Origin of the sequence: Roseimaritima multifibrata (assembly GCF_007741495.1) — a bacterium.
Lineage (GTDB): Bacteria > Planctomycetota > Planctomycetia > Pirellulales > Pirellulaceae > Roseimaritima > Roseimaritima multifibrata.
In genome coordinates this window covers 6,157,998-6,182,816 of sequence record NZ_CP036262.1, presented here as the reverse complement: position 1 = coordinate 6,182,816, position 24,819 = coordinate 6,157,998, and the positions used below count along the sequence as shown (strand labels likewise).

Sequence of the window (24,819 nt, the reverse complement as noted above, 5' to 3'; positions counted from 1 at the left end):
GTGGGAACGACGGAACTGAACACTGCAGGTGGACGCGAGGTAATCATTTTAGTTGCTGAAGTACAGCACGCGGCGGGCGACTTCCCCTTTGGGGTCGACGTCAAAGGAAAACTGTAACTGTTCCGGATCTATCTTCAATCCGGGAGTCAGGTGGTCTTGGATATAGACCGCAGTGTTGAGGATTTCTAACGCTTCGACCGTCGATTTTGTGCTGGCCAGTTCTTTGTAAATCGCTGGTCGTGGATCCGTTTTTCCCAGGATTGCTAGGAATTGAGTGGCACGGATTCGGGTTAACCGGTGTGGGTCCTGCGTCGATTGTTTGTGGGCTAAGGACTCCAGTTCACTTACTTGGTCGGCGATGCAGCAGCAGGCGGTCCAGGCCCACATGCGTTCCAGTGGATCGCTGGAGGATAAAGCACGTCGAAGTTCTGGTACCGCTTGATCAATAGGCAATAAACACAGGTCGACGGTTTGTAAATACTTGGCGATCCGCTTTTTCATTTTCTGCCCGTACTGGACCGGATTGTCGAGTCCTTCGGCGACAAGTTGGCTTTCGGGGATCAGGCTTAAATCGGGCATCGCCTGCATCCGTTCTTGCAAACGCGTACGCATCGCTACCAATCGTTCTTGATACTGCGGGTCTTGAGCTAGGTTGTTGATTTCGTGAGGGTCGGTTTGCAGGTTGTACAATCCTTCCAGCGGTTTGGCTTGGTAGAACTGCTGCTGCTTTGGATTCAGCGTTCCCTGGCGGTACTGGCTGCGCCATTCCTGATAGGCCAACATGCGGTAACGGTAATTGTTCTGCAGGCCAGCGGGCAGGAAGGATTCGTAGTTGCGGATGTATTTCCAGTCGCCGATGCGGAGGGTACGAATCATGTCGTACTTTTCATCAAAGCGGTCGGCGTAGCCAAACGCTTCGTTGCGTTGTTCTAATTCAGCGGATGTTGTCTGTGAGCCCATGAACGGAATGCCATCGACGCCGCTAGGGATTTCGACCCCTGCCAAATCGAGAACCGTTGGGCCGAAATCAACGAACTCGACAAAGCCGTCGGTTTGACTGGATCGAGGCAACGGAGAGAGGTCCTTGAACTTTTCGGGAACCCGGACAACCAAAGGGACATGTAGTCCCGCTTCGTACGGATACCCTTTGCTCCGTGGCAGGACGCCTCCGTGATCACCAAAGTAGAAAACAAAGGTCTCCTCCAGCACCCCGTCGGCTTCTAGCTGTTGAATCACGTCACCGACCAATTGATCGATATCCTGAATCCGATCGAGGTAGCGAGCGTGGGTGTACCGCAAGGTTTTCGTGTCGGGGTGGTAAGGGGCGAGAGTTACTTTGTTGGGCGCATGATTTGTCGGTTCGGATTCCATCTTTTGGCGGCTGAAGTGGAGCGAGCCTTCGTGCGACTGAACAAAGGTTTGCATGTGGAAAAATGGTGTCTCCGTGCTGGGCCGGTTTTTCCAACTTGCTTTGCGTGACGAATCGTCCCAGACATTGTCCGCCTTCACTGCGTTGTAGTCTTCTTTGCGGTTGTTGGTGGTGTAGTAGCCAGCCGAGCGGAGGTAGGCTGGGAACATCTGGACGTCCGTTGGCATCGCGGCCAGTTTGGATCGCCGATGGTACTGAGTACCGATTCGCGGAGCGTAACAACCCGTTAGCAGGGTTGTTCGAGCGACGGAGCACACCGGCGCATTTGAAAAGGCTCGCTGGAAGAGGACGCCCTCTTTTGCCATCGCGGCTATGTTCGGGGTGGCCGTTCCGGCTGGATCGAACAGCTGGAGGTAGTGTTTGGAGTTGTCTTCGGAGAGAATCCACACCACATTAGGACGATCGGCAGCTTTGATGCCTGAGGCCGAGAGACCCAATAGCAGAAAAATCAGTGTTTGCACGGTCCCGACTGGCCAGAATCGGCTTCCGGGAAGCCGATCTGAATGGATTTGCCGATGAGGAATGCAGGCAGGGCGGTTGGCATTGCAGAAAAGAGTGATCATAAAAATCGTTGTTGTGGGAAACGGTACACAAACCAATGGCAAGTCAAGTAAACGAAAAACAACACCTAGACGACGGAGTGCGGACGTTGCCGCCTCCACCGCTGAAAATAGGCGACGTGGTTGTCGATCCTCCTATTCTACAAGCTCCGATGGCCGGATTCACGAATGCCGCCTTCCGGCAAATGGTAAGGGAATATGGCGGTTCGGGGCTGCAGGCGACCGAAATGGTCAATGCCCGCGGTTTTGTTTGGATGGACGAGCACGAAGCGGAGCACCCCGATCGGTTGTGGGGCGTCGCCGACGAACCGCGTCCGTTGGCGGTCCAGATTTGGGACAACCAACCGGAGGTCATGGCCAAAGTGGGCAAGCGGCTGGTCGACGAATACCGCGTCAGCGTCGTCGATATCAATTTCGGTTGCCCCGTGCGGCAGGTGACGGAGAAAGCCCACAGCGGAAGTTACCTGCTGCGTGATCCCGACCGGATGCACGAGATCATTCGGCAGTTGGTGGAAGCGTGTGCACCGACGCCGGTGACCGCGAAGATCCGTTTGGGGTGTTCACGCGACAACATCAATTGCAATGAAATCGCATCGGTTGTCGAACAGGCAGGTGCGGCGGCTTTGACCGTTCACGGGCGGACGGCTCAGGATTTTTTCAAAGGTTCAGCCGATTGGGAACGGATCTCGGAAATCAAATCTCATTTGAAAAACATTCCGCTGATCGGCAATGGAGACCTTGATTCTGCGGAGAAAGTGGTCACCGCGTTCCAGAAGTACAACGTCGATGGGGTCATGATTGCCAGGGCATGTTTGGGAAGGCCATGGTTGTTTGCCCAGGCCGCTGCGGCGCTCCGCGGCGACCCCATTCCAGAAGATCCCTCGATGGAAGAGCAGCGAGATTGCATGCTCCGCCATTTCGATTTGGTGGTCGAGCGATTCGGGGCGGAGAAGGGGACCTTGTTAATGCGGAAGTACGCTTGCTGTTACGCGCAGGGGAAACGAGGGGCACGGCACTTCCGGACCCATGTTGCCAAAGCGAGTACGCCAGCAGAGTTCCAGTCGATCGTCACCGAGTTCTTTCCTCTTGAATCGCAGCCCTAAACAAGACCGGGACCATCACTTCGTGTACAGCTTGTGGGCTTCGATATAGGCTTCCACGGCTCGGGGCGTTTGAAAGCGGATGGTCTGCTTCGCGGCAACACGGCGACGGATCTCGCTGCTGGAAATTTCGATCTGAGGCATCGCAACACGATGCTGTAGGGATTTTTCGATCGTTGCCGAATCCGCGAAGTCGTTGAGGACGGAGAAGTCGGATTCCGCTTCGCCGCCTCGTTCCACAACGGCCAGAGTTGCTAGTTGTAAGAGACGCTCCGGTTGGTGCCATCGCGGGAAGGAGGCGAGGGAATCGGATCCGATGATCAGGACCAAGTCCGCTTTCGGCTGTTCATCGTGAATCGACTGCAAAGTATCGACCGTGTAGCTGGTCCCCCCACGCTTCAGTTCTCGGTCATCGACTTCGAGGAACGGCGTGCCACCGACGGCCAAGCGAAGCATTTCTAGTCGGTGCTCTGCAGCGGTATGCGAATCGGTCGGTTTTAGCGGCGAATGGGCGGCCGGCACCAGCCGCAATTGATCTAGCCGCAACGATTCCCAGGCATGCACCGCGATCAGCAAGTGTCCTAAATGTATCGGGTCAAAAGAGCCGCCAAAGAGGCCGATTCGCATGTCAGTGGTCACTTTGCGTGAAAAGGAACAAGTATTTTCAGCCTTTGCTCTTTTTCAAAGCGCGTTCACGCCGCTTCAAAGAGCATCTAGGCTTAAGGAACGGTCGTGAAATAGGTGTCGTCTTTCACTTCCGCGAAAGGAGCGAAATGTAGGACGGAGTTTCCGATCGCAGCTAAGTCCACATTAACGAGGACCAGAGGTGTCCGCTAGCGAGCGAAGAATCAGGGGGACTTCACTTGTTTCCCCCGAGGCGGATATGTTGTCAGATAGCGTTGCATTTCCACAATCTGAATTCCCTTCCTCTCTGCGGCCCAGCGAGATCATGCCAGCGGCCTCATCCTCGTCCGACGACCCGAGCCGCCAGGCGGAGCTTTTTGAAACCGATCCGCCTCCCTGGGAACTGGAAGCTGAGGAGGATTTTGAAGCGGCCGCGATCGTTTTTTCGGAAAACCCTTACGGCCCACTGCATTATAAAATTCCTCCCGCACTGGAAGGGATCGTGCAGCCAGGTTTGCGGGTTCGAGTTCCACTGGGGCGTGGGAATCGAACCGTGGTGGGCTGGTGTATCGGGGTGGAAAAAAGTGAACTGCCGGCCCGTGCGTTAAAAGATATTCTGGCGGTTACCGATGAAGACCCACTGTGTGATGCCCGCTTGATCAAGCTGGTTCTTTGGATGAGCCACTACTATCAGGCACCCGCGGGGCAGGTGTTTGATGCTTTGATTCCCGCTGGGGTGCGGTCGGGGGCGGGGACAAGGGAGCAGGTCTTTTTTACCCCCGCTGCGATGGCTTTGGATGACGCACAAGTCGATGCGTTGCCAGTCAAACAACAGTCGGCGATCCGCCAGTTGTTGATCTCCGATAAACCGTTGACGGCGGTGCAGATTGCGGACCTTGCCGAGTGTACGGAAGGACCGATTCGGGAACTGCGAAAGAAGGGGTTCTTGCGGGCGGAGACACGAAGAGTGTTGACGGCCAGTGGTCCACCGCCGTCCCGCAAAAATTTTCAAAAGGGAGAAATCCCTGATCTGACCGGCCCGCAGGCGGAAGCGTACGAGCAGATTCGAGATGCGGTTCACAAGGATCAGCAGCATACGTTTGTGTTGCATGGAGTCACCGGCAGCGGAAAGACGGAAGTCTATATCCGTTCGATCGAAGCCGCCGTGGCTCAGGGCAAACAAGCGATTGTCCTTGTGCCCGAGATCAGTTTGACTCCGCAAACGCGTCACCGTTTTCAGAATCGGTTTGCCGAAGTGGCGGTTTTGCATTCGCAGATGAGTGCCGTGGAAAGGCATTATCATTGGCAGCGGATTCGCAGCGGCCAAGTGCAAGTGGTGGTGGGAGCACGGAGCGCCATTTTTGCTCCCTTGCCACGCTTGGGATTAATCGTTCTGGACGAGGAACATGATGGATCGTTCAAGCAGGATAAAGCCCCGCGATACCATGCCCGCCGAGTCGCCTACGTTCGCTCGCAGATCGAAAAAATCCCGTTGGTGTTAGGGAGTGCGACGCCTTCATTGGAAACCTGGCACGCAACCAACACGGGGCACGCGACTCTAATCCAGTTGAACCAACGTATTGCCGACCGCCCGATGCCACACGTGCAGTTGGTCGATTTGCGGACTCCAGGTGAGCGGACCGGCGGAGCGATCAGCCGTCCCTTGCAGAATGCGGTCAAAGAAACGCTGGCCGAAAATGGGCAGGTCATTTTACTGCTGAATCGAAGAGGGTTCGCGACCACCATTCAGTGTCCTTCCTGCGGGCATGTGGTGGCGTGTCCCGAATGCGATATGCCGTTGACGCATCACCGGGATGGCGGCAAGGCGGTCTGTCATTACTGCGATTACCAAATCCCTACGCCTCCGTGGTGTCCAGCCTGTCGGTTTGATGGGATCCGCTATAGCGGGCTGGGAACCCAAAAATTAGAAGTCGAGGTGAAGGCTCGATTTCCTGGCGCCAAAATCGCTCGGATGGATAGCGATACGATGCGGCGCCCCGGCAGCCATGAGCGAGTCTTGGCAGCCTTCCGTGAAGGCGAACTGCAGATCCTGTTGGGAACCCAGATGATTGCCAAGGGACTTGATTTTCCAAATGTGTTGCTGGTGGGCGTCATCAACGCGGACAGCGCGTTGCATTTCCCCGATTTCCGTGCTTCCGAACGAACGTTTCAGTTGGTGACTCAGGTTGCCGGCAGGACCGGGCGGGGGGATCGCGGAGGCCGTGTGGTCGTGCAGACGTTTTCACCGGAGCACCCGGCCATTCAGGCAGCGTCCCATCACGACTATCAGACATTCGCCGAAACGGAAATGCTGCAGCGAAGGAAGTATGATTACCCACCGCTCGGTAGCGTGGCGCGGATAATCATTCGTGGACCGGTGGAAGAAACGACCGAAGCGTTTGCCGACACGATCGTAGAAAAACTGGAATTAACGCGAGACAAACTCGCCGCGGAAGTGAGGATCTTGGGACCTGCACCGCCTCCCGTCGCAAAGATCCGTGGGAAGTACCGCTTTCATATCTTGTTGCAGGCGAAAGATTCGACATCGTTAGGAGAAACGATTCGAAGAGCGGTCGCGATGTTGAAAACAAATTCAAAAGACGAAATCCAGTTCGTCATCGATATCGATCCGATCGACATGCTGTAATGGGCCAGCGGGAACCGTCCCCTCTACTTCTTATCGGAACGGCGCAAGCCGTCCGGCAGGGGCCGTCCCCTCTACTTGTTAGCGGAACGGCGCGAGCCGTCCGGCAGGGGGCATGGGCTTGAGCAGGTTCTTTTTAACCCAGCGGGCGGTAGATATTTGCCGGCGGCGCGAGCCGCCGGATCGCTGCGAGAGCATAGTCTAGCCCAGCGGGCGACAGAATTGGGTGGGAGGAAATTCTGTCGCCCGCTGGGCTTTGCCATCGGCTTTTTATGCTCCGGCGGCTGACGCCGCCGGCAAGTATTTGTCGCCCTCCGGGCTTTTTTTTTTTGCTCTGGTAACTGAGGCCTGGCCGGTAGGGGGCGTCCCCTCTACTTCTTAGCGGAACGGCGCGAGCCGTCCGGCAGGGGGCATGGGCTTGGGCAGGTTCTTTTTAGCCCAGCGGGCGGCAGATATTTGCCGGCGGCGCGAGCCGCCGGATCGCTGCGAGAGCATTGTCTAGCCCATTGGGCGACAGAATTGGGTGGGGGAAATTCTGTCGCCCGCTGGGCTTTGCCATCGGCTTTTTATGCTCCGGCGGCTGACGCCGCCGGCAAGTATTTGTCGCCCTCCGGGCTTTTTTGCTCTGGTAACTGGGGCCTGGCCGGCGGGAACCGTCCCCTCTACTTCTTATCGGAACGGCGCAAGCCGTCCGGCAGATGTAATGGGGTTGAGCAAAGTCTTTTTAGCCCAGCGGGCGGCAGATATTTGCCGGCGGCGCGAGCCGCCGGATCGCTGCGAGAGCATCGTCTAGCCCAGCGGGCGACAGAATTGGGTGGGGGAAATTCTGTCGCCCGCTGGGCTTTGCCATCGGCTTTTTATGCTCCGGCGGCTGACGCCGCCGGCAAGTATTTGTCGCCCTCCGGGCTTTTTTGCTCTGGTAACTGAGGCCTGGCCGGTAGGGGCCGTCCCCTCTACTTCTTAGCGGAACGGCGCGAGCCGTCCGGCAGATGTCATGGGCTTGAGCAGGTTCTTTTTAGCCCAGCGGGCGGTAGATATCTGTCGGCGGCGCGAGCCGCCGGATCGCTGCGAGAGCATCGTCTAGCCCAGCGGGCGACAGAATTGGGTGGGGGAAATTCTGTCGCCCGCTGGGCTTTGCCATCGGCTTTTTATGCTCCGGCGGCTGACCGGGCTGTTGATTTATTCTCTTTTCCACTTAGTGATTTTGGCGTTTTGCGATAGACTTTTGGCTTCTCTTTTCGAGCATTCTATGGGTTTTGCGAAACGACCACTGGACCGGCAGCAGGCGATCCTTTTTCCTGAGCGTCTTGATGAAGCCATCCCGCGCGATCATAGCGTACGGTTGCTCGACGACTTACTCGGCCGAATCAATTGGAGTCCCTGGACCCGGCGTTACAAACTGCAGAGAGGGCGGCCGCCGATCCATCCCCGAATCGTCGCTTCGGTCATTCTCTACGGGATCCTCCGTCGCACTCATTCCTCCCGAGACCTCGAAGAAGCGATCACTGTGCGCTTGGATTTTCGTTGGCTCGCTCACGGCACCAATCTCGATCACACCACGATCTGCAACTTTCGCGTTGACAATCAAGAGCCGCTCAAAGATCTCTTCACTCAGATCGTCCTGATCGCTCGGCAAATGGGGCACCTGCCGCTGGCTGCCCTAGGCTTTGATGGGACCCGAATGCGAGCGAATAATCGACGCACTGGAACTCGCACCCCCGAACGACTGCGGCAGCAACAGCAAGAACTTGCTGAACTCTATGACAAGGCTGAAGAACAGGCTCGTCAAACCGACGCCCAGCAGACAGAAATGTATGGCGAGCGGTGCCGAGGTCGTTTGCCTGAGTCGCTTCGGGACATCGCTGCCCGCAAGGCAAAGGTCGACGCGGCGGTCGCTGAACTCGATGAGATCAAAGCTCGAGGACTTAAAGAGCCAGCCCGGCTGCCCATTACCGATCCACAAAGCCGAGTCGCTCCGAACAAAGAGGGCGGCTTTGCTCCCAATTACACGCCCACCGCCACGGTCGATATTGACAGCGGGATCGTGGTCGATGCCGACGTCGTCTTCGGGCACCATGAAGACCGTGACATGCTTCAGTCGATCGACGCGGTGCAGGAAAGGTTCGGTCTCCCAGCTCCGATCGATGAGGTGCTTGCTGATGGCTTAATGAGCAGCGGAGAGAATATCGTCGGCTGCAAAGAGCGAGGCGTGAACTTGTTCTCACCGATCAGCTTAAACAAGGCTCAAGATAACCCAGCAATTCGCGAGGACTTGAGCCAACCGGTGCCGAACGAAGAGCACGACAAATTGCCCACTAGGACGGTTCGCGTGGGGGGCAAGAAAGTTGTCAAGTTAGACAAAGAAGCGTTCGTGTTCGTGCCCGCAGAGGATCTCTATCGCTGTCCGCAGGGCGAAGTTTTATCTCGTACTGGTCAGACGACGGAAACCGAAAACGGCCGCCAAGTGATTCGGCACCACTACCAATCCGACGCCCCGTCGTGCAGCGGTTGCCTGTTGTTGGAACAATGCGTCGACGCAAAAACTGGCCGCCGCAAGATTCGTCACACAGAGCACGAAGCCGATCGGATCGAGCATGCCGAAAAGATGGCCGAGGAGTCATCACAGGAAAAATATGCTCGCCGCCGTCATCCGGGTGAGCGTCCTTTCGCAGTGATCAAGCAACACCTCGGGATCCGTCAATTCTCGGTGCGAGGTCGCTCCAAGGTGCGTCAGCAATGGCATTGGCTGACCACCGCGTTGAACCTAGACCTCTTGATGGCACTCATCCAAAGCAACCCCGATCCGCCGCTGGCGTGTCCGGCATCGTAGCCCATTTTTCCCGTCCGTCATTCTTCCAACCCGCGTCGCTCTCTCCCTAGAATCGCTGCGCAGTCAGCGAACGTGGGGGAAAGGGGGAAGGCTGTCAGAAACTCCATTCGACATGAATAAATCAACAGCCCGTGACGCCGCCGGCAAGTATTTGTCGCCCTCCGGGCTTTTTTGCTCTGGTAACTGAGGCCTGGCCGGTAGGGGGCGTCCCCTCTACTTCTTAGCGGAACGGCGCGAGCCGTCCGGCAGGGGGCATGGGCTTGAGCAGGTTCTTTTTAGCCCAGCGGGCGGCAAATACTTGCCGGCGGCGCGAGCCGCCGGATCGCTGCGAGAGCATTGTCTAGCCCAGCGGGCGACAGAATTGGGTGGGAGGAAATTCTGTCGCCCGCTGGGCTTTGCCAGACGCTTTTTTTGCTCCGGCGGCTGACGCCGCCGGCAAGTATCTGTCGCCCTCCGGGCTTTCTTCGCCTGGTAACTGGTTCCCACCTGAGGTTTAATTCCGATTGCCCCAGTCACGGGGGTTCTTGCCCCACCTGCTGTGTGATACTTCTGGACTCGCGCTTCGGGTCGGGATTGATCTGGGTTAAACTGGGGGCGTCCTACCTGTTACTGCCCCTCCTGCCTGGTTTTCGTTGTGATTCAAGTGTCGAGAAAATTTTGTCAATTGGCTTTCTATCTGGTCGCTAGTTGCCCTTTGCTGGGAGGCGCTGCAGAGACCTTACGCCATCCGCAAGGGTTGGATACCCAACTGCGTCAGGTGGAGGTGCCGTATCTAGCAGAACAGGTTCGGCTTCGCGGAGACGCCGAACGAGGTGCCTTGTTGTTTTACAAATCGGCCGCCGCCTGTGTGCAGTGTCATTCCTCCGATCAGAACCGGTCCCCGCTGGGACCTTCGCTTTCGGCGTTGCCTGCCGACACCTCGCTGGAATATTTGGTCAACGCGGTTTTGCGACCCTCTGAGAAAATTGCCAAAGGGTTTGAGACCAATGTGGTGGTTACCAGTGACGGCAATGTGTTGAGCGGATTGGTCGTTCGAGAAAACGATGACGAATTGGTTCTCCGCGACGCGAAAGATCTGCAGAAAGAGATTCGGATCGATCAGGACGATATCGAAGACCATCAGTTGGCAACTCAGTCGATGATGCCTGAAGGGCTGGCTGGAACCTTGGCCGACCAATCTGAATTTTTGGATCTGGTGGCTTATGTCGCTGCTATTGCTGCCGGTGGTGCCGAGGCAGAGGCTCGCCTAAAACCCTCTGCGGAAGCTTTGCTGGTTAAAGATGATTCGCAGAATTTGGATCATGCTGGAATTGTCAAAGGGCTTCGTTCGCGTGACTTCAATGAAGGGAGTTTGATCTATCACGGCTACTGTGCGGAGTGTCATGGAGCGGACGGAAATACCCCGTCGCTGCCCACCGCACGAGCGTTTGGAACTCAAAAGTTGAAATTTGGTGCGGATCCTTACCGGATGTTCATGACACTGACCCGCGGGAACGGTTTGATGGCTCCGATGGGGCACTTGACTCCTAAGGAACGTTATCAGGTAGTCCATTACATTCGGGAAGCTTTCATGCGGCCCAGTAATTCCGAATACGAAAAGGTAACCACCGAGTATTTGGCGGGGTTGCCTAAAGGGACGGAATTGGGCACGGAAGTTCCGTACGTCGAACGAGATTTTGGGCCCGCGTTGGCGTCTCAGTTGCGACGCGATTTTTCCAGCGTGTTGTCGATTCAGTTGGGGGATCAGACAATCGCTTACGATACCCACAGCATGGACCAAGCCGATTTCTGGTCAGGTGGATTTGTTGAAATCGGTCAGACCCAGCATGCTCGCGGGCGTGGCGAAGGCACCGTGAATCCTGCAGGGACATCGGTCCAAGGATTGGCAGGATGGAAGTGGGGGCACGATGGGACCTTTGATTATTCGCGAAAAGGTTTGTTGCCTCGCGGACCGTTGCCGAAAGAGTGGCTGCGATACCACGGACATTCTTTGTTCGGACAGCAGGTTGTATTGCGGTACGAGATCGATGGACGTTTGATCTGGGAACTTCCGACAGCTGAACCCGCGATCGCTGATTTCCCGCAAACCATTGGAATTCGCCATGCGATGCGAGTGGAACCAGGGAAAGCGTTGACGTTGGCTGTCGCCCAAGTGCCGGAAGCAAATGATCAACTGCTGGAATCGGCAGCGGGCAGCCTTGGAGTCGTGCTGGGCAAACGGCAGGAAGGCAATTGGCAGTCCTGGACGGCGGCGACGGTCCTAGGCCAAGTTGAAGGCATGGGCTGGTCCATCGATGAACAGAATCGAATCGTGTTGCAAATCCCTGCCAGCCCAGAAGCCCGAGTGATCGAAATCTGTCGATCGAGTGGGCAAGGAGCAAAAGCCCTCGAAGCGGTACAGCGACAGCTAAGCACGTATGCCTCGACTTCCCAAATTGTGGATCCTCAGTCCTGTGCAGAGGGAGGCCCCTTGTTGTGGCCGGAAGTTTTGCACACCACGGGGACCTTGGGACTGGAGAAAGGGGCGTACGCCTTAGACACGATTGCCATCCCTCGCGAGACGCCATGGAACACTTGGTTCCGGACTTCGGCGGTTGATTTCTTTGACGATGGCCGGATGGCAATTGCCACGTACGGTGGCGACGTCTGGATTGTTTCAGGAGTCGACGAGAAGTTGCTTGATTTGAAGTGGAAGCGTTTTGCCGGTGGGATGTACGAACCGATGGGACTGAAGGTTGTCGATGGCCAGGTCTACGTGACGTGTAAAGATCGGATCACGCGGTTGCATGACCTGGACGACAATGGTGAAGCTGATTTCTATGAGACCTTCAGCGCGGATGATGATGTCTCGGTGAACTTCCATGCTTTCAATTTTGATTTGCAGGTCGATACCGATAAGAATTTTTACTACGCCAAAGCAGGGCATGGTGCGGATTACGCGATCCCGGGGGCGATCATTAAAATCTCTCCCGATGGCGAGCGCCGCGAAATTTACTGCACCGGTTTTCGGTCCCCCAATGGAATGGGAATATTGCCCGACAACCGTCTAACGGTTAGCGATAACCAAGGGCAGTGGACTCCTGCGTCCAAAATCAACTTGGTTAAAAAAGGGGGCTTCTACGGTTGGGTACCGACCTATTCGATCCCTGGGAAATGGGCTCCGGATGGTGGGGCGATCGATCTGGACAAACTGGTCCCCCCCACAACCTTCGATCGACCTCTGGTTTATATGCCGCAGGAATTTGACAATTCGTCAGGGGGCCAAGTCTGGGTTGATGATCCTCGGTGGGGACCGTTAAGTGGGCGACTGCTGCACACTAGTTTTGGCAAAGGCTGGATGTCGTATGTGTTGATGCAGGAGGTCGAAGGTGAATCCCAAGCGGCGATAATCAAGCTGCCGTTTGATTTCGAAACCGGGATCATGCGAGCGGAAGTGAATCCCGCCGACGGCCAGGTTTATGCGGTCGGGTTGCAGGGGTGGAACGGGGGCGGTCGTCCACGGATGGCCGACAAGGGAATTCAACGCCTGCGTGCGACGGGCAACGAAGAGTGGATGGTTACCGGTGCCGTCGTCGAACCCGATGGGCTGCGGTTCCGATTCACGACACCCGTCGATGTGGAAACCGCTTCTGACCCTGCCTCCTATGCGATCAAACACTGGGATTATTTGTGGCAAGCGTCGTACGGATCGAAGATGTATTCTCCCACCACCGGCGAAGTGGGGCCCGATACATTGACCGTTTCCAAAGTGGAAATGGATGCAGACAACAAAGGAGTGAAATTGATTGTCCCTGGCTTACAACCCGTCGACCAACTGCACTTGATCATGAATCTGCAGGACCCGGCAGGGAAAGCACTGCTGGAAGAGGTTTACTGGACGATCAACCGGATGCCCAAATAAAAAAACGGGGCATAGCGATGTGCTATGCCTCGTTTTGTGCGGGTCCTATAAACCAAGAAATTTTGGTTTAGGAAGCGTCGTCATCGTCGCTTAGTGCAAGCGGGATGGCGATCGCCGCTGCGATTGCTGCGGCTCCAAGAACAACCACGGTTGGGTTGGCGAGGGCTCGTGACATTCTTCCACTGCTACCATGGCGGCCGCCCATTCCGTCGCAGCCGTCACAGGAGGTGTCCGAGCAGCAGGCACTGCCGCCGCGGATGACATCGTCACCAGCGACTTGGATGATGCCTTGCTCGGCACCTTCAGGAGCTTGCTCAGGATTCCAAACTCGATAGGTCAGGATTCCGGCATTGGTTGCGACTTGGTAGACGCCCGGTTTCAGGTTCTTGAAGGCATAACGACCTTCAGCATCGGACAATTGGGTGTCGAGTGTATGCCCACGCTGAGCAACCACAGCGGCCTGTCCTGCGATTGGTTTGCCATTTGGCGAAACCAGTGAACCTTGGATCGCGCCGTCCTGCAGAACTAGGTCTTTGACGGTCGCGTCGACTTTCAGCCCTTCCACAACCATGTGGGATGGGTGAGCCGCTTGCAGGGCTTGTGGGCATGCCATTGCGAAAGACATTGCAAGGGCGAGAAAACCGTTGAAGATTTTATGTGTCATGACTTTAGGGACTCCGCAGTCTGGTTGATTTATCCGTGGATTCCGCCACTTTGTTTCCCGAGTCCCAACGACTTGGTGAAATCATGACGAAATGATCTATCGGGATATCTACCGACGCACGGCGTCGGTTTGAAGTACCCCTGCAGAGTATCCAGATCGGCCGGTTAGGCCGATAAATCAACTTAGACTGGCAAAAAGTCCGTAAATCGATCTCAAGCGAGGAAATTTCCTGGCTTAGGATGCGTCATCGTCGTCGTTCGAGACGGCAATGGGGATTGCGATGGCCGCTGCGATGACTCCGCCGATCAGAATTTTTTGACAGGTGCTCAGACCGTAGTGTCCGAATCGGCCGCGAGCCATGTCGCGGTCGACGGTTTGGATGATTCCTTGTTTCGCGCCGTTAGGAGCCGAATCGGCTTCCCAGGTACGGACCAGTTCCATGCCCGCTGCCGAGCGGACTTGGTAATGGCCAGCTTGTACGTTTTCGAATGCGTATCGGCCTTCCGCGTCGGTGACCTGCTGGTCGATAACTTCATCCATACGCGACAGAACAACCGTTGCTTCCGCGATGGCTTGGCCGTTCGCATCTACAAGAGCTCCCTGTAGAACGTTGTCTTGCAGAGCAACGTTCGAAACCGTTTTGTTGATTTTCAGGCCGTCAACGACGACGGTTTGAGCCGGAGCGACCGAAGCAACCGGTTGAGCTGCCATCAGGGGTGCTGGGCAGGATAGAGCGGCACTAAGGGTGATTGCCAGCAACGACTTCGATTTGTTGAAACGCATCTGTATTGAACTCCACAAAGGAATGGATTGTATTTCTCGAACCCGCCTCGACTCACAAAGCAGCAGAATTCTTGGCTGTCGCTTGCAAGGTTTGGGAAAGGCGGTTGGTGAGTGGGAAATGCAATCGTTGTTGGTTGTTGCCCCATCACCGGCCTGTTAAGAGTCTGAAATCGGTAGACCGGACCGATGCCGCGACCCCCATGCGGGAAAACAAATCAATCGACTCCTGTGGCGTTCCACTTGTGGTGGCTGAAACGGTTATCCTAGTTTTCTGCGAGGTTTCATTCCCCCCGTTGGGGCTGTCTTGCTTTTGGGGGGAGGGCTACGGGCAGATGCGATCGATCGTCCACTGATCATTCTGGTTTTGATAGCGAATTCGATCGTGGAGCCGACTCGGGCGTCCTTGCCAAAATTCAATTTCCGTTGGTTTTAGCAGGTACCCACCCCAGTGATCGGGGCGAGGGATCGGCTGGCCTTCAAACTCTTTTTGATAACGCTGAAAAGCGGTCTCCATGGTGCTCCGGTCGGCGAGCGGGGATGACTGCGTACTGATCAGCGCTCCCAATTGACTGTCGCGAGGGCGGCTTGCGAAATATTGGTCCGATATCTCGCTAGCGACACGATTAACGGTCCCTGTGATCCGGATTTGGCGTTCTAGGTGAGGCCAGAAAAAGCAGAGAGCGGCGTGAGGGTTCGCCGCCAATTGCTGGCCCTTGTGTGACATATAGTTCGTAAAAAACGTAAATCCCGATTCGTCGAATTGCTTCAAAAGAACAATCCGGTTGGTGACGTGCCCTTCCAGGTCGGCCGTCGAAAGGGTCATCGCGTTGACTTCAAACCAAGAGGGTAAATCTCCTTCTTGGGCCTCTTGGAACCATTTCGTAAATTGACGAAAAGGGCTGCTATCGGCCTCAGATTGGTCCAGACCGGCCAGCGTGTAGCTCTTACGCATCGCTTCGATTTCTTTTTTCATCGGTCGTAACTGTTTGTTGGGAAAAGGGTTACGGGTGGTTTTGAGTGGATTCTGATGATTTGGCCCAGTTATTGCCACTAACCTCTCTTGATTTGTTTTTACTGTCAACTTGTCGTCAATCGGGTAACCGATTTGAGGAAAGGATGGGAGGTAGTTCAGGACAATGTATCGATCTATCGCAGGGAATTTACTGGTTGCGTCAACAGGTGTGGAAGATGCCCTCTTTTCGCAGGCAGTTTGTCTGGTGGTCCAACATGACCAAGAAGGGGCAATCGGTTTGCTTTTAAACCGTCCTTTTCACCCACAGCCGGCGAATCTGCTGGCGATGTTAGATCCCAAGGAAGCGCAACCAGAAGGGACGTCGGCTCGATTTGATATCGGGGATGACTCTCCTGTCGTTCCGGGAGGGCAATCGCGGGCGGTTCACTTCGGAGGCCCTCTGTCGGGCCCCGTGGTCGCTTTGCAGGCCGTTCGAAAAGCCGAATTAGGGGGAGCGGAAGGGCTGATGATCGCAGCAGAAAAAGGGGAGATGGAAACATTGTTGAACGACCCTGATTCGCCTGTACGTGTGATCGTCGGACACGCGGGATGGACAGCTGGCCAGTTGGAGCAAGAGATTGCGGCTGGAACCTGGCATATTGCCTCCCCAACGACAGACGTTATTTTTGGGGATCATCAGACGATGTGGGGGCGGCTTTTGCGTTCAGCATGCGGTAATTCTGTCGCACGCTGGGTTGGCGCTCCCCAAATTCCTAATCCCGAGTTAAATTAGAGGGGACGGAATTCAACTCCGTCCCGCCGGTTCGCTAGTCGGACATGGTGGGTGGTGCTGTCGTAGCCGCCGTTCTAACCCTTTTTTCCTGCTGAGCGAACTGTTTTGGTCGAGTACGTTGCCCCTAAAGATTATCCCATCCAGCGCCGGCGATTGGGGAAGGTCAAATTTGTCGAAGCGGAGGGAAAGTTCGGATTTATCGACGCGGAAGATTTTCGTGAAGATGTCTTTTTCCACAGCAGCGTTTGGGAAACCAAAAGCAATCCTCCAATGATCGAAATGTTCGTCGAATTCGAAATCGATCCGGAGTATCAGAAGAAAGAGAACAAGCTGCGGGCGACCGTCGTCCGGTTAACGGATCGTCCCGACGGTGCCGAGATCGAACCCTACGCCGATCCTCATCTGCGAGCTCAACACCATCCCAAAGCTCGCCGTCAGCGTCCCACGTGGCGCAACAAAGACAAGTAGGCCGGTCCTCTTCGGCGCTGGTTAAGTCCAGAGGCTTTATTGCGCGGCCGCTTGGATCGGTTTGGTGAGAAGCAAGGTTCTTGGTGGTGCGGCCGGACGGCTTGCGCCGTTCCGCTAGTTGAAGAGCGACAAGTGCGGCTAGCTTCCTGCGACGCTGCAGCCGTTTACGATTCCTTGGGTTCTTCTGCTGGCTCTTCGGCCGGCTTTTTTGCGGCTCCGTTGCGAGCCTTTTCTTCGGCGTTGGCTACGTCGACTTCTAGTTGACGAATGATTCGTTCGTCGATGTGCTTGCCGAGCATGTCAAAGGTCTGCTTAAACAGCTGGTCGATCATCGCTGTCTGCTGACGCGAGGGGGCTCCCAGTTCCAGGCGTTTGTTTCGCATGTCGGTCGATAGAATCTCGTAGGTTGGTTGTTCCCTGAGTGATTCCAGCAGTTCGCGAGCTTCCACGACGTTCCCTTTTTCGATGCGAAGCCGAATACGAACGGACAGCAGTTCCCGGAGGGCTACCAAATCGATAATCGCATTTTGCACGCCTCGGATGTACGCTTCGGCTTGCAGCCGGGGGTCATCGCCCATTAGGTCAGCCGTTGCGATCGGATCTTGTCCGGGGACACAGGGGAGCCGTGCAAGTACCGCTCCACCATTTTTGACGTACATCAGACGCAGTGGCGAATCGCTTTTCTCAAGGACTAGGCGACCATCCCAGTCGGTCCGCCCGACAAAGGACATGTCATTGGTTTCCAGATCTTTTTCGTAAAGTTCGTAACCCTGAAGCGGTTCGTCGGATTTCCCTTGAGCGTGCAAGCGAATGACCGTGTTTGGATAGTAGGGGCGGATCCGAAAAGCCAACCGATGGGTGCGACTGTTCTTGCGTCCTTGAAGCCCTCCTGCGCGGCCTGCGAAAAGCTCCATCTCCAGCTTGGCACCGTCGACTTTGTTGACCTTTAGATAGGCCCAGTCGAGGGCTTCAAGAATCAGAGGATCCCCTTGTCGGTCGTCTTTGCGGACCGCCGGTTGCAGTAGATCGCCTACTTTGATCGCGGCGGGGGAATCGGGGTCCGTAATCAGGCCTGCACCTCTCACCCGGCCGGTAATCAATTTGGTTGCGGCATCTTCGATGCGAATGATGGGACCGAAACTGGCTGTCATCGCTTCGCCGATCGCGGCGACCAATCGCTGTTCGTTAAGGACTTTCTTGCGCACGATTGGGCCGGGCAATCGCATCACACAATCGATCTCCATGACGGCAACATCGATGGGAATCGATTGGCGGTCGATACGGACAATAAAGATTTTGTCGTAGTTGTCAAAATTCTCGCCCATCAGCCCAGCAATATCCAAGGGGATGATTTTGGGAGCGGGGTCGTCCAGTTCTGCCGCCATGCCGCGAGGAATGAGCAGCGATTCGGTTCCTTCTGCAGCCCAGCTGGCTAGCACGGCATCTTGATTTGGAAAGCCTTCGGTTTTAATCACGTCACGCATTCCGTGCAGGTCGGCGTTGCTGACCTCAGCGATCAATTCCATTTCTTGAAATAGCTTTTGCAGACCTTGCTGGACTTCCGCAGCGGTGGGGCCATCCTCCATGTCGACCGTTGAATCGATGATCGGTTGAGTCATCTTTTTTAGTAGCGGGACGTCGACCTTCGATGTTCCTTCCAGCACGTCTAGCATGGCGATATTGATCGCCCGGTATTTTGCTGGGTTCAAATCCATCGCTACCAAGGCTTCATTGATCATCCGTTCCCAGCGCCCGCGCGCTGGATGCAGCAGGATCCCTTGGGCTCGGTCTAAGACATCCTTTTGCATGTCGGCCGTCGCATAAATGCTTTTGACATATTGACCGGCGCTAAGGGCCGTGCGGATTCGCGGAGCGTCAGGATGGTTCTTGCGGACCGCCAAGACGGGGTCCGAAGCGGTTAGGCGTTCGAATTGGACCGATTGCAGATCCCGCAACGCAGCGACCTGGACAATTGGCGGAGCCTTCTTCAAATCCAAACGCCAGAGCGCAGAGAAATCGTAATCCAGGTAGTCGCGAAGCGGTTGCCGCAGTTCGTCCGTCAGGTCGTCTCCGTTGGTGTCCAAAACCCAAACCAACATGTTGTAGGGATCGTAATCCCATGTGGCTTCTTGTTTGGGTTTTTTGCCTTGGGCCGTTGCTGACGAAAGCAGCATGAACAAGCTTAGCCCGGAGCAGACAATAATGCGAAACATGTTAATTGGCTTGGGTTCTGAGGCTACAGCGCGAGACGCCAGCGTCGGACGTTCTGGTACAACGAGACAATGTCGCGACCGATTCCAACGACTTCGTTGCGGTACGCATAGGAATCGACTAGTTGCCAAAGGGGCAGAATGGGAAGTTCGTGATTGCTGGTTTGATGCAGGTCATGAAGGCGGTCACGAACCTCTTTCCAGTTCCTGGCGGTTTCCAGCCTTCGCAGTCCCAAACCGACCAATTGATCTTGGCTGCCTGCCAAGCCGTTTGGTCCTAGCAGTCGCCGTGCGTCGATACTTGGTTCCCAGATCGAAGCCGCCACATAAACCAAATCGGCCGTCCCTTCTTTGGGCATCGATTCGCCGGGGGGCAGTTCGACGATTTCGACTGGAAAGACATCCAAAAGTTCCAGTTGGGTTTTGATCGCTTGAACCGCGATGGCTGCAACATTGTCGGCGGGGACGGCGATCCGGATCGGCGTCATCGCGGGCATTTCTTCTTTCTTCTTTTCCGCTTCCGATTTCATCTGCCGCTGATTCATTTCCATTAGCAGTTTTGCCAGACGTGGCTGATAGGGCCGCGGTTTTACCGATTCGTTGTAGGCATAACCCAAAGGGTCGTCCGGTTCGGTACCCGATGGGAACGGGCCACTGATAACGCGGCAGCCTTCGACCGTTTTGCCTTCAAGCAATTCTCCCGTGAGGATATCTTCGCGGTTGATCGCATAGATCAAGGCTCGGCGAAAGGTACGCTCGGCAAGGTAAGGGTGATCGCTGCAGGGGATCAGCATGTGAACGCTGGGCAAAGGGTAACGCCCGACGCGGACCTTTTTTGAACCTCGCAGGCGTTCTGCGTCGGCAGGGAACAGGCGGTCCAGAACATCGACTTCGCCACGGAGCAGTGCCGACACGGAATCCGCTGCATTGATTTGATCGACTTCCACCACCTCGCGTGGCTGAGTCGGGAAATCTTTGTTTCGCTGGGTGAGGACGTAGCGCGTCAGGTTCTCTTCACGGACGTCCGGTTTGTAGGCGCCGGTCGGTGTTTTGGGGTCGTCGCTGATCCAGGTTCCGTCAACCCAGACCTGCAACAGGCTGGCGGGAAGGACGTGCGGACGGCGGAGCAGGCATTGGATCTCACGCGGGCTGGTGACGGAGATCCCTTCGACGGAACTGGCCCAGGCCGGGTCGTATAGCGGGGAGGTCCGTTGGGCGCGCGCGGCCAACGCATCGGCAACTTGATAGGCATCGATTTTGTCGAGCGGTGGTTCGGTTCCATTCGGTGAAAAATTCAGATCGAATTCCAAGCGATCGTCACTTTGTTCGGTGTCACCAAACAGGAATTCAAATTCGCCACCCTCGGGGCCGACGCCGCGCATTTCGAATAGACGCCGATAAACCAGTTCGCCGGCGCGTCGTGCGGGCCAGTTGTCCAGTTGGGTGGGGTCGATGACGGTGGCTCGTTGTAGGACGCCCACGCGAACCAGTGGATATAACGTGTCGATCTGTTTGACCAGTTCGATTCCACCTGGAACTTTGGGGTAGATGTGCAGGCTGTCGCGAGCCAATTTTCGAGCGGCCCGGAAGTCTTTTTTGTCGCGGGCAGCGATCGCTGCGGCTTGTTTTTCTTCTGCCATCGCCAAAAACTGAGCGTTCCAGCGTTCGATCGTCGGGATCTCGCTGGGCTTGTAATCACCGGAAATTCGGCTGAGCAGTTTTTGGGCGTTTTCCAGATCATCCGCTTCCAGCATCGATTCCATCAGTGTGTCGATGATCTCGTTGATTTTCTGAAGCACCACTTTGGTTTGGAATTTGGGATCAAAGCGACGCAGTTCTTCAAGGATCGCTAAGGTTTCCTTCCATTCTTTCTTTTGGTAATGCGAAGCCCCGTCGCGGAGCAGATAGTTTGCTCGCAGTTCGGCCAGCGTCGCATTTTCGGGAAGGTCTCGCATCATGACCGCCATGAACGGATAGGCGCCATCAAAATCGCCGCTCGCAATTCGCTCGCGAGTTTCCCGTGCCAGGCGATCTTCCCAGAGGTCGATCGCTTCGATGTCTTTCCAGGCAATCTTGAATTTCTTGCCGGGCAGTCCGAGGATCGAAACCTCTAGAAATCCTTGCGGAGTCGTTCGCGGCAGTTTGCGACCAGGGAAGGGTAGGGGGAGGACTTTTGCCCATCCACCTTTGGCGGAATCCTTCACTCGAATCATGTCATAAGCTTCGGTTTGCAGAAGCTCAATTCCTTCGGCCTCGGGAGCTCCCGATTGTCCGAAGTTATTGTTTTTTTGGGCATGTAGGGTGGTCGGGAAACTGCAGGCCAAGACGGCAATGCCAACAATCGCAGACTTCCAGAAACCATTCAATAATGGCTGGTGTGTCATGGCACTCTGTTGGCTGTGCCGTCGCCCAATGTTTGAAATTGAAATCACTCTGAAGCCCCTCCGGTTGGCAGATCGGTGATGTAGATCACCCCTTCAGAACCGGGGACGAACAACCGGTTGTTAGCACCGACCGGCAGTGGAGCGGCCGACAGCGGTTCGCCGAAATCGATCTGACCGGTGATCTTTCCGGTCGCTGGGTCGATTGCCAGTAACCAGCCTGGTTCGCCAGCCATCACCCATTGGCCCGCGATCATTGTGGGCGGAGCGACAGGAACGCCCGGTGGAATGTCCAGCGTCCAAACCGCTTCTCCCTTCGCATCCATGGCTCTTAGTTTTCCGTCATCGGTTTGGATCAAAATGTTTTGGTCCATGCGAACCGGGCCCCACAGGACGCGACCTTCCAAGGTGGTTCGTCCGGTCTCTGTTAGCTTGTTGATGTCGTAGCGGAGCAACACATCGGCAGCGGGGCCACCGGTTGTCGCAAACAGCGTGTCATCGATCGCTGTCATCGTGCCCAAAAACTTAATGGGGTTGTCGACTTCGGTTAGCGCCCGCAATTGGTCGCCGGCTCGAATTCGGAATAGTTTCCCGCGGTCATCGCCCAGGACGATTTGCTCTGGGTCGTTTGGCAGTGGGACCAAGTCATACCAGTCGATGTCCGCTTCGGGAGGTGCCGAAGGTTGGAAGGGGCTGCCAAGGTTGACCCCGGTCTGGAAGTTCTTTAGCAAGATACGTCCATTGTTCAAAGCCAACATCAGTCCGCCGGCCGTCGCGATTGGAGGGGCGGTTGCTTTCGCCAAGCCGATGTTCAGTTTGATGATTCGCAAGGTTTCACTGCGGCGTGTTGGGTTGTAGACCGCCAGTTGGCCCGAATCCTCTTTGTTCAGCAACAACGTAACATCATCGGTCACCTTAAACGGATTCTCGAAGCGAAGAGTTGAACTGTCTTGTCCACCGGGGTTTTCGATCGGGGTGCCTGAAATGCCTTCCCGGTAGGCTTCCCCATCAAGCATGTATAGTCCCGCTTGCGAAGTAATCGCGTGCACGCCGCCCTTGGTAGGAGTCAGCATCGACACGGGGACCCCGACGTCGTTCTGCCATCGCATGTCGCCGGTCGTTGGATCAACGGCCGTCACGCGAACGCCTTTGGTCCCCTTCAGAATGCGTGCGTGGAAGAGGATATCGTCCAGCATCTTTGGGGGAGCGATGAACGAATCGCCTGCATGTTTTGTCCATGAAAAGACAATTCGCCCGGTGCTCATCTGCAATTCATAGCGATTGACTCGAGTCCCAGTGACCCACATTTGTGTTTGATCGACTTCCATCTGGGTCGCGGTGGGCGACTCATAAGAAGCGACTTGTTCGGCCATCACGGTGACCTGTTCGTTTTCGGCCGTCGGTTCGATGTCCAGGACTTTGACTTGACCGCGGTCGGTCAGAACAATCAATCGTCGCCGCTGTTGTTTGGGCGGAGTGATGACGTTCCCGGTCAACAGGATCGGGGCTTGAGCACGGACCAGACCATCGCCCGATTCGTTCATTCGCAAGACATGAATCCGAGAATTTTTAGGATCGATGTTCTCGACCACAAACAGATGCCCTAGTAATGCCACGGGCGAAACGCGAACCGAGCCCTCGGTATGACCGAGATAGTAGGATTCGATCGCTTTTCCGGTCTTGCCGTCTAGGACATAAAGGTTGCTGTGATTGCCGACCTGATAGAGCCGTGTAGAACGGTCAAGTACGCCGGGAGGGACCTGTGTTTCTTGAGGCAATTGGACGCCCCACTGCACCTCGCCGCTGAAGCTGTCTAACGCCAGGACTCGACCACTATTCGTGGAAAGGAAGACGTTTTCGCCCTCGACTTGAGGTGGGTTAAATGCTTCGCCAATCACCGACCGCCATTTCATTTCACCGGTATCACCCGACAGGCGTTGGACTTCGCTGCGAGCTCCATCGCTTAGCAGGACTCCCTCTTCGGGGCGTTCTCCAAGCGGGGTTGGAAGGTGGGAATTCCGATAGCCAACAAATCGTCGCCAGAGGTTTTGTCCTGTATCGGCTGCAAAGGCGAGGACGGAACCACGTACTTGGAAGTAGACGACGCGGCCTGCCAAGCCGGGGACGCCCGGACCGACGCGATTGGTCAGAACAATCGTCTTTTGGTCGCTCGACAGCGGGTCACTGGTAAGCAATTCGGGGAGCGTGGAAAGGGATTCCACCAGTTCTTGCTGGATTCCGCTCGCCTGTTCGATCAGAGTTTGCAGCGATTCGTTCTCTTCCAGTTCGGGGTAATCCCGGAGCAGGCTTTTGCGAATATCGTAGGCCGGTTTGGTTTCGCGACCTTCTAGAAATTTCGTCATCGCCGCAACCGTTTCATCCAGACGAATGTTACGGTTGATGGTGCGATTGATACGCGCCCGGGATTCATCCAGTTCCGTCAGCCGTGTGGCAAGGCTTTGGCGAGAGACCGAGGTGACAAATTTCGCGTTTTGTGTCATCGCGATCAAGTCATCCAGACCGGCCAAGAAGGTTTTCTTCTCTTCGGTTTGTTCTGCATCTTCGGCCTTGTCGGCGATGTTTTCGCCGACGGCGACCAGCGTGTCAGCGAGTGCGGGACGCTCGTCCGCCATAAACTGTTCTTCCTGGACCGCTGGCAGTTCCGCTTTTGCGACCGTCAGTGCGTCGGTTGGATCGGCGTTGCCGACCGCTTCGTAGATCCTGGTCGTCGCGATTCGGACTCGCGCTTTAGACGCATTGATTGGGTCGGTCGTGCCATAGCTGTTAACGAACGATTCGTATTGCTCGCGGGCTTCTGCGTAGCTGGTGGAATCGTACAGCGAGTCTGCGTTCTTGATGAAGTCGCCTGCGTCCTGCCCTGAAATGACCCACCACAGGCCAAATCCACTGACGATCAGCATCAGGATGATCCCGGCGACACCGTAGATCTTAAACGAGTCCCAGATATTCTTCTCTGGCTGGGGTTTTCGGCGCGCTGTTGTCTTGTTGGGGCCACTGCCATCGACGGCGACCGCTTCGGCGATTTCGTCATCATCAACGGCTACCGCGACGGCGACATCGTCGTCTTCGACCATTACCGCTTCGGCGACTTCGTCATCGTCGATTGCGATCGCTTCGGCGACATCGTCGTCCTCATCGAGGACCGCCATGACCTCTTCGCCATCGTCAGCGTTGTCATCCAATAAGTCCAGATCATCCGCCAATTCGTTGGCCTGTACCGCATCGGCTTCCGATTCGTATTCTCCAGAACGGAGCTCGCCAATCAGCTTGGTTGCTTGGAAACGCGTTAGGTGTTTATTGTCAACAAGAAGTTTCGCAACCGCTTCAGGCGTCACCTTGGCACCACTTTGTGCCAGTTGATCGCGCAGGGCTTCGATAATTTCTTGGTCCAGCAACCCGCGTCGCTCGAGAAGATCGATCAGTTCGTTGGCCAGCATCGGCTTTCAGGGTGATAAGGAG

The 24,819-nt window shown here is 55.7% G+C and carries 14 protein-coding genes; 6 read left to right on the top strand and 8 right to left on the bottom strand.

What is annotated here, in order from left to right:
- Positions 1–48: 48 nt before the first annotated feature.
- Complete coding sequence (locus FF011L_RS22450) at positions 49–1,992, bottom strand: sulfatase family protein (protein WP_145354204.1); 1,944 nt, start codon at positions 1,990–1,992, stop codon at positions 49–51.
- A 35-nt stretch (positions 1,993–2,027) separates the two neighbouring features.
- Between FF011L_RS22450 and dusB the strand changes: the two genes are divergently transcribed.
- Positions 2,028–3,092: a tRNA dihydrouridine synthase DusB gene (gene dusB, locus FF011L_RS22445; protein ID WP_145354203.1), complete on the top strand. Its 1,065-nt coding sequence runs from the start codon at positions 2,028–2,030 to the stop codon at positions 3,090–3,092.
- A gap of 15 nt (positions 3,093–3,107) precedes the next feature.
- Here dusB and nadD read toward each other — a convergent pair whose 3' ends face one another.
- Positions 3,108–3,716, bottom strand: a complete 609-nt coding sequence (gene nadD, locus FF011L_RS22440) for a nicotinate (nicotinamide) nucleotide adenylyltransferase (RefSeq protein ID WP_145354202.1) — start codon at positions 3,714–3,716, stop codon at positions 3,108–3,110.
- Positions 3,717–3,972: 256 nt separating this feature from the next.
- Here nadD and priA point away from each other — a divergent pair, with 256 nt between their 5' ends.
- From priA to FF011L_RS22425, 3 genes are all read left to right on the top strand, one after another.
- Positions 3,973–6,360 carry a replication restart helicase PriA gene (priA, locus tag FF011L_RS22435; protein ID WP_391560893.1) on the top strand — a complete coding sequence of 796 codons (2,388 nt, stop codon included), beginning with the start codon at positions 3,973–3,975 and terminating at the stop codon, positions 6,358–6,360.
- A gap of 1,246 nt (positions 6,361–7,606) precedes the next feature.
- Positions 7,607–9,187, top strand: a complete 1,581-nt coding sequence (locus FF011L_RS22430; RefSeq protein ID WP_145351721.1) for an IS1182 family transposase — start codon at positions 7,607–7,609, stop codon at positions 9,185–9,187.
- Between the two features lie 643 nt (positions 9,188–9,830).
- Positions 9,831–13,088, top strand: a complete 3,258-nt coding sequence (locus FF011L_RS22425) for a DUF6797 domain-containing protein (protein WP_145354200.1) — start codon at positions 9,831–9,833, stop codon at positions 13,086–13,088.
- 67 nt (positions 13,089–13,155) lie between these two features.
- On the opposite strand, the gene FF011L_RS22420 is transcribed toward FF011L_RS22425, so the two are convergent.
- The 3 genes from FF011L_RS22420 to pdxH form a co-directional block, all read right to left on the bottom strand.
- Positions 13,156–13,752 carry a carboxypeptidase-like regulatory domain-containing protein gene (locus tag FF011L_RS22420; protein WP_145354199.1) on the bottom strand — a complete coding sequence of 199 codons (597 nt, stop codon included), beginning with the start codon at positions 13,750–13,752 and terminating at the stop codon, positions 13,156–13,158.
- 234 nt (positions 13,753–13,986) lie between these two features.
- The gene (locus FF011L_RS22415; RefSeq protein ID WP_145354198.1) at positions 13,987–14,535 is read right to left on the bottom strand and encodes a carboxypeptidase-like regulatory domain-containing protein; all 549 of its coding nucleotides are present in this window, start codon (positions 14,533–14,535) and stop codon (positions 13,987–13,989) included.
- A 322-nt stretch (positions 14,536–14,857) separates the two neighbouring features.
- A complete protein-coding gene (gene pdxH / locus FF011L_RS22410; RefSeq protein ID WP_145354197.1) occupies positions 14,858–15,508 on the bottom strand; it encodes a pyridoxamine 5'-phosphate oxidase in 651 nt (216 codons plus the stop codon).
- A 163-nt stretch (positions 15,509–15,671) separates the two neighbouring features.
- On the opposite strand from pdxH, the gene FF011L_RS22405 reads away from it, so the two are divergent.
- A complete protein-coding gene (locus FF011L_RS22405; protein ID WP_145354196.1) occupies positions 15,672–16,280 on the top strand; it encodes a YqgE/AlgH family protein in 609 nt (202 codons plus the stop codon).
- Positions 16,281–16,385: 105 nt separating this feature from the next.
- On the top strand, positions 16,386–16,748 hold the full coding sequence (locus tag FF011L_RS22400; RefSeq protein WP_145354195.1) for a cold shock domain-containing protein: 363 nt from the start codon (positions 16,386–16,388) through the stop codon (positions 16,746–16,748).
- Positions 16,749–16,912: 164 nt separating this feature from the next.
- Here the strand turns inward: FF011L_RS22400 and FF011L_RS22395 are convergent, their stop codons facing one another.
- The 3 genes from FF011L_RS22395 to FF011L_RS22385 are packed head-to-tail and all read right to left on the bottom strand — an operon-like array spanning position 16,913 to position 24,797.
- The gene (locus tag FF011L_RS22395; protein ID WP_145354194.1) at positions 16,913–18,961 is read right to left on the bottom strand and encodes a hypothetical protein; all 2,049 of its coding nucleotides are present in this window, start codon (positions 18,959–18,961) and stop codon (positions 16,913–16,915) included.
- Between the two features lie 23 nt (positions 18,962–18,984).
- Positions 18,985–21,342 (bottom strand): ABC transporter substrate-binding protein, encoded by a 2,358-nt coding sequence (locus FF011L_RS22390; protein ID WP_145354193.1) that lies wholly within the window; start codon positions 21,340–21,342, stop codon positions 18,985–18,987.
- Between the two features lie 44 nt (positions 21,343–21,386).
- The gene (locus FF011L_RS22385; protein ID WP_145354192.1) at positions 21,387–24,797 is read right to left on the bottom strand and encodes an outer membrane protein assembly factor BamB family protein; all 3,411 of its coding nucleotides are present in this window, start codon (positions 24,795–24,797) and stop codon (positions 21,387–21,389) included.
- Positions 24,798–24,819 lie beyond the last annotated feature (22 nt).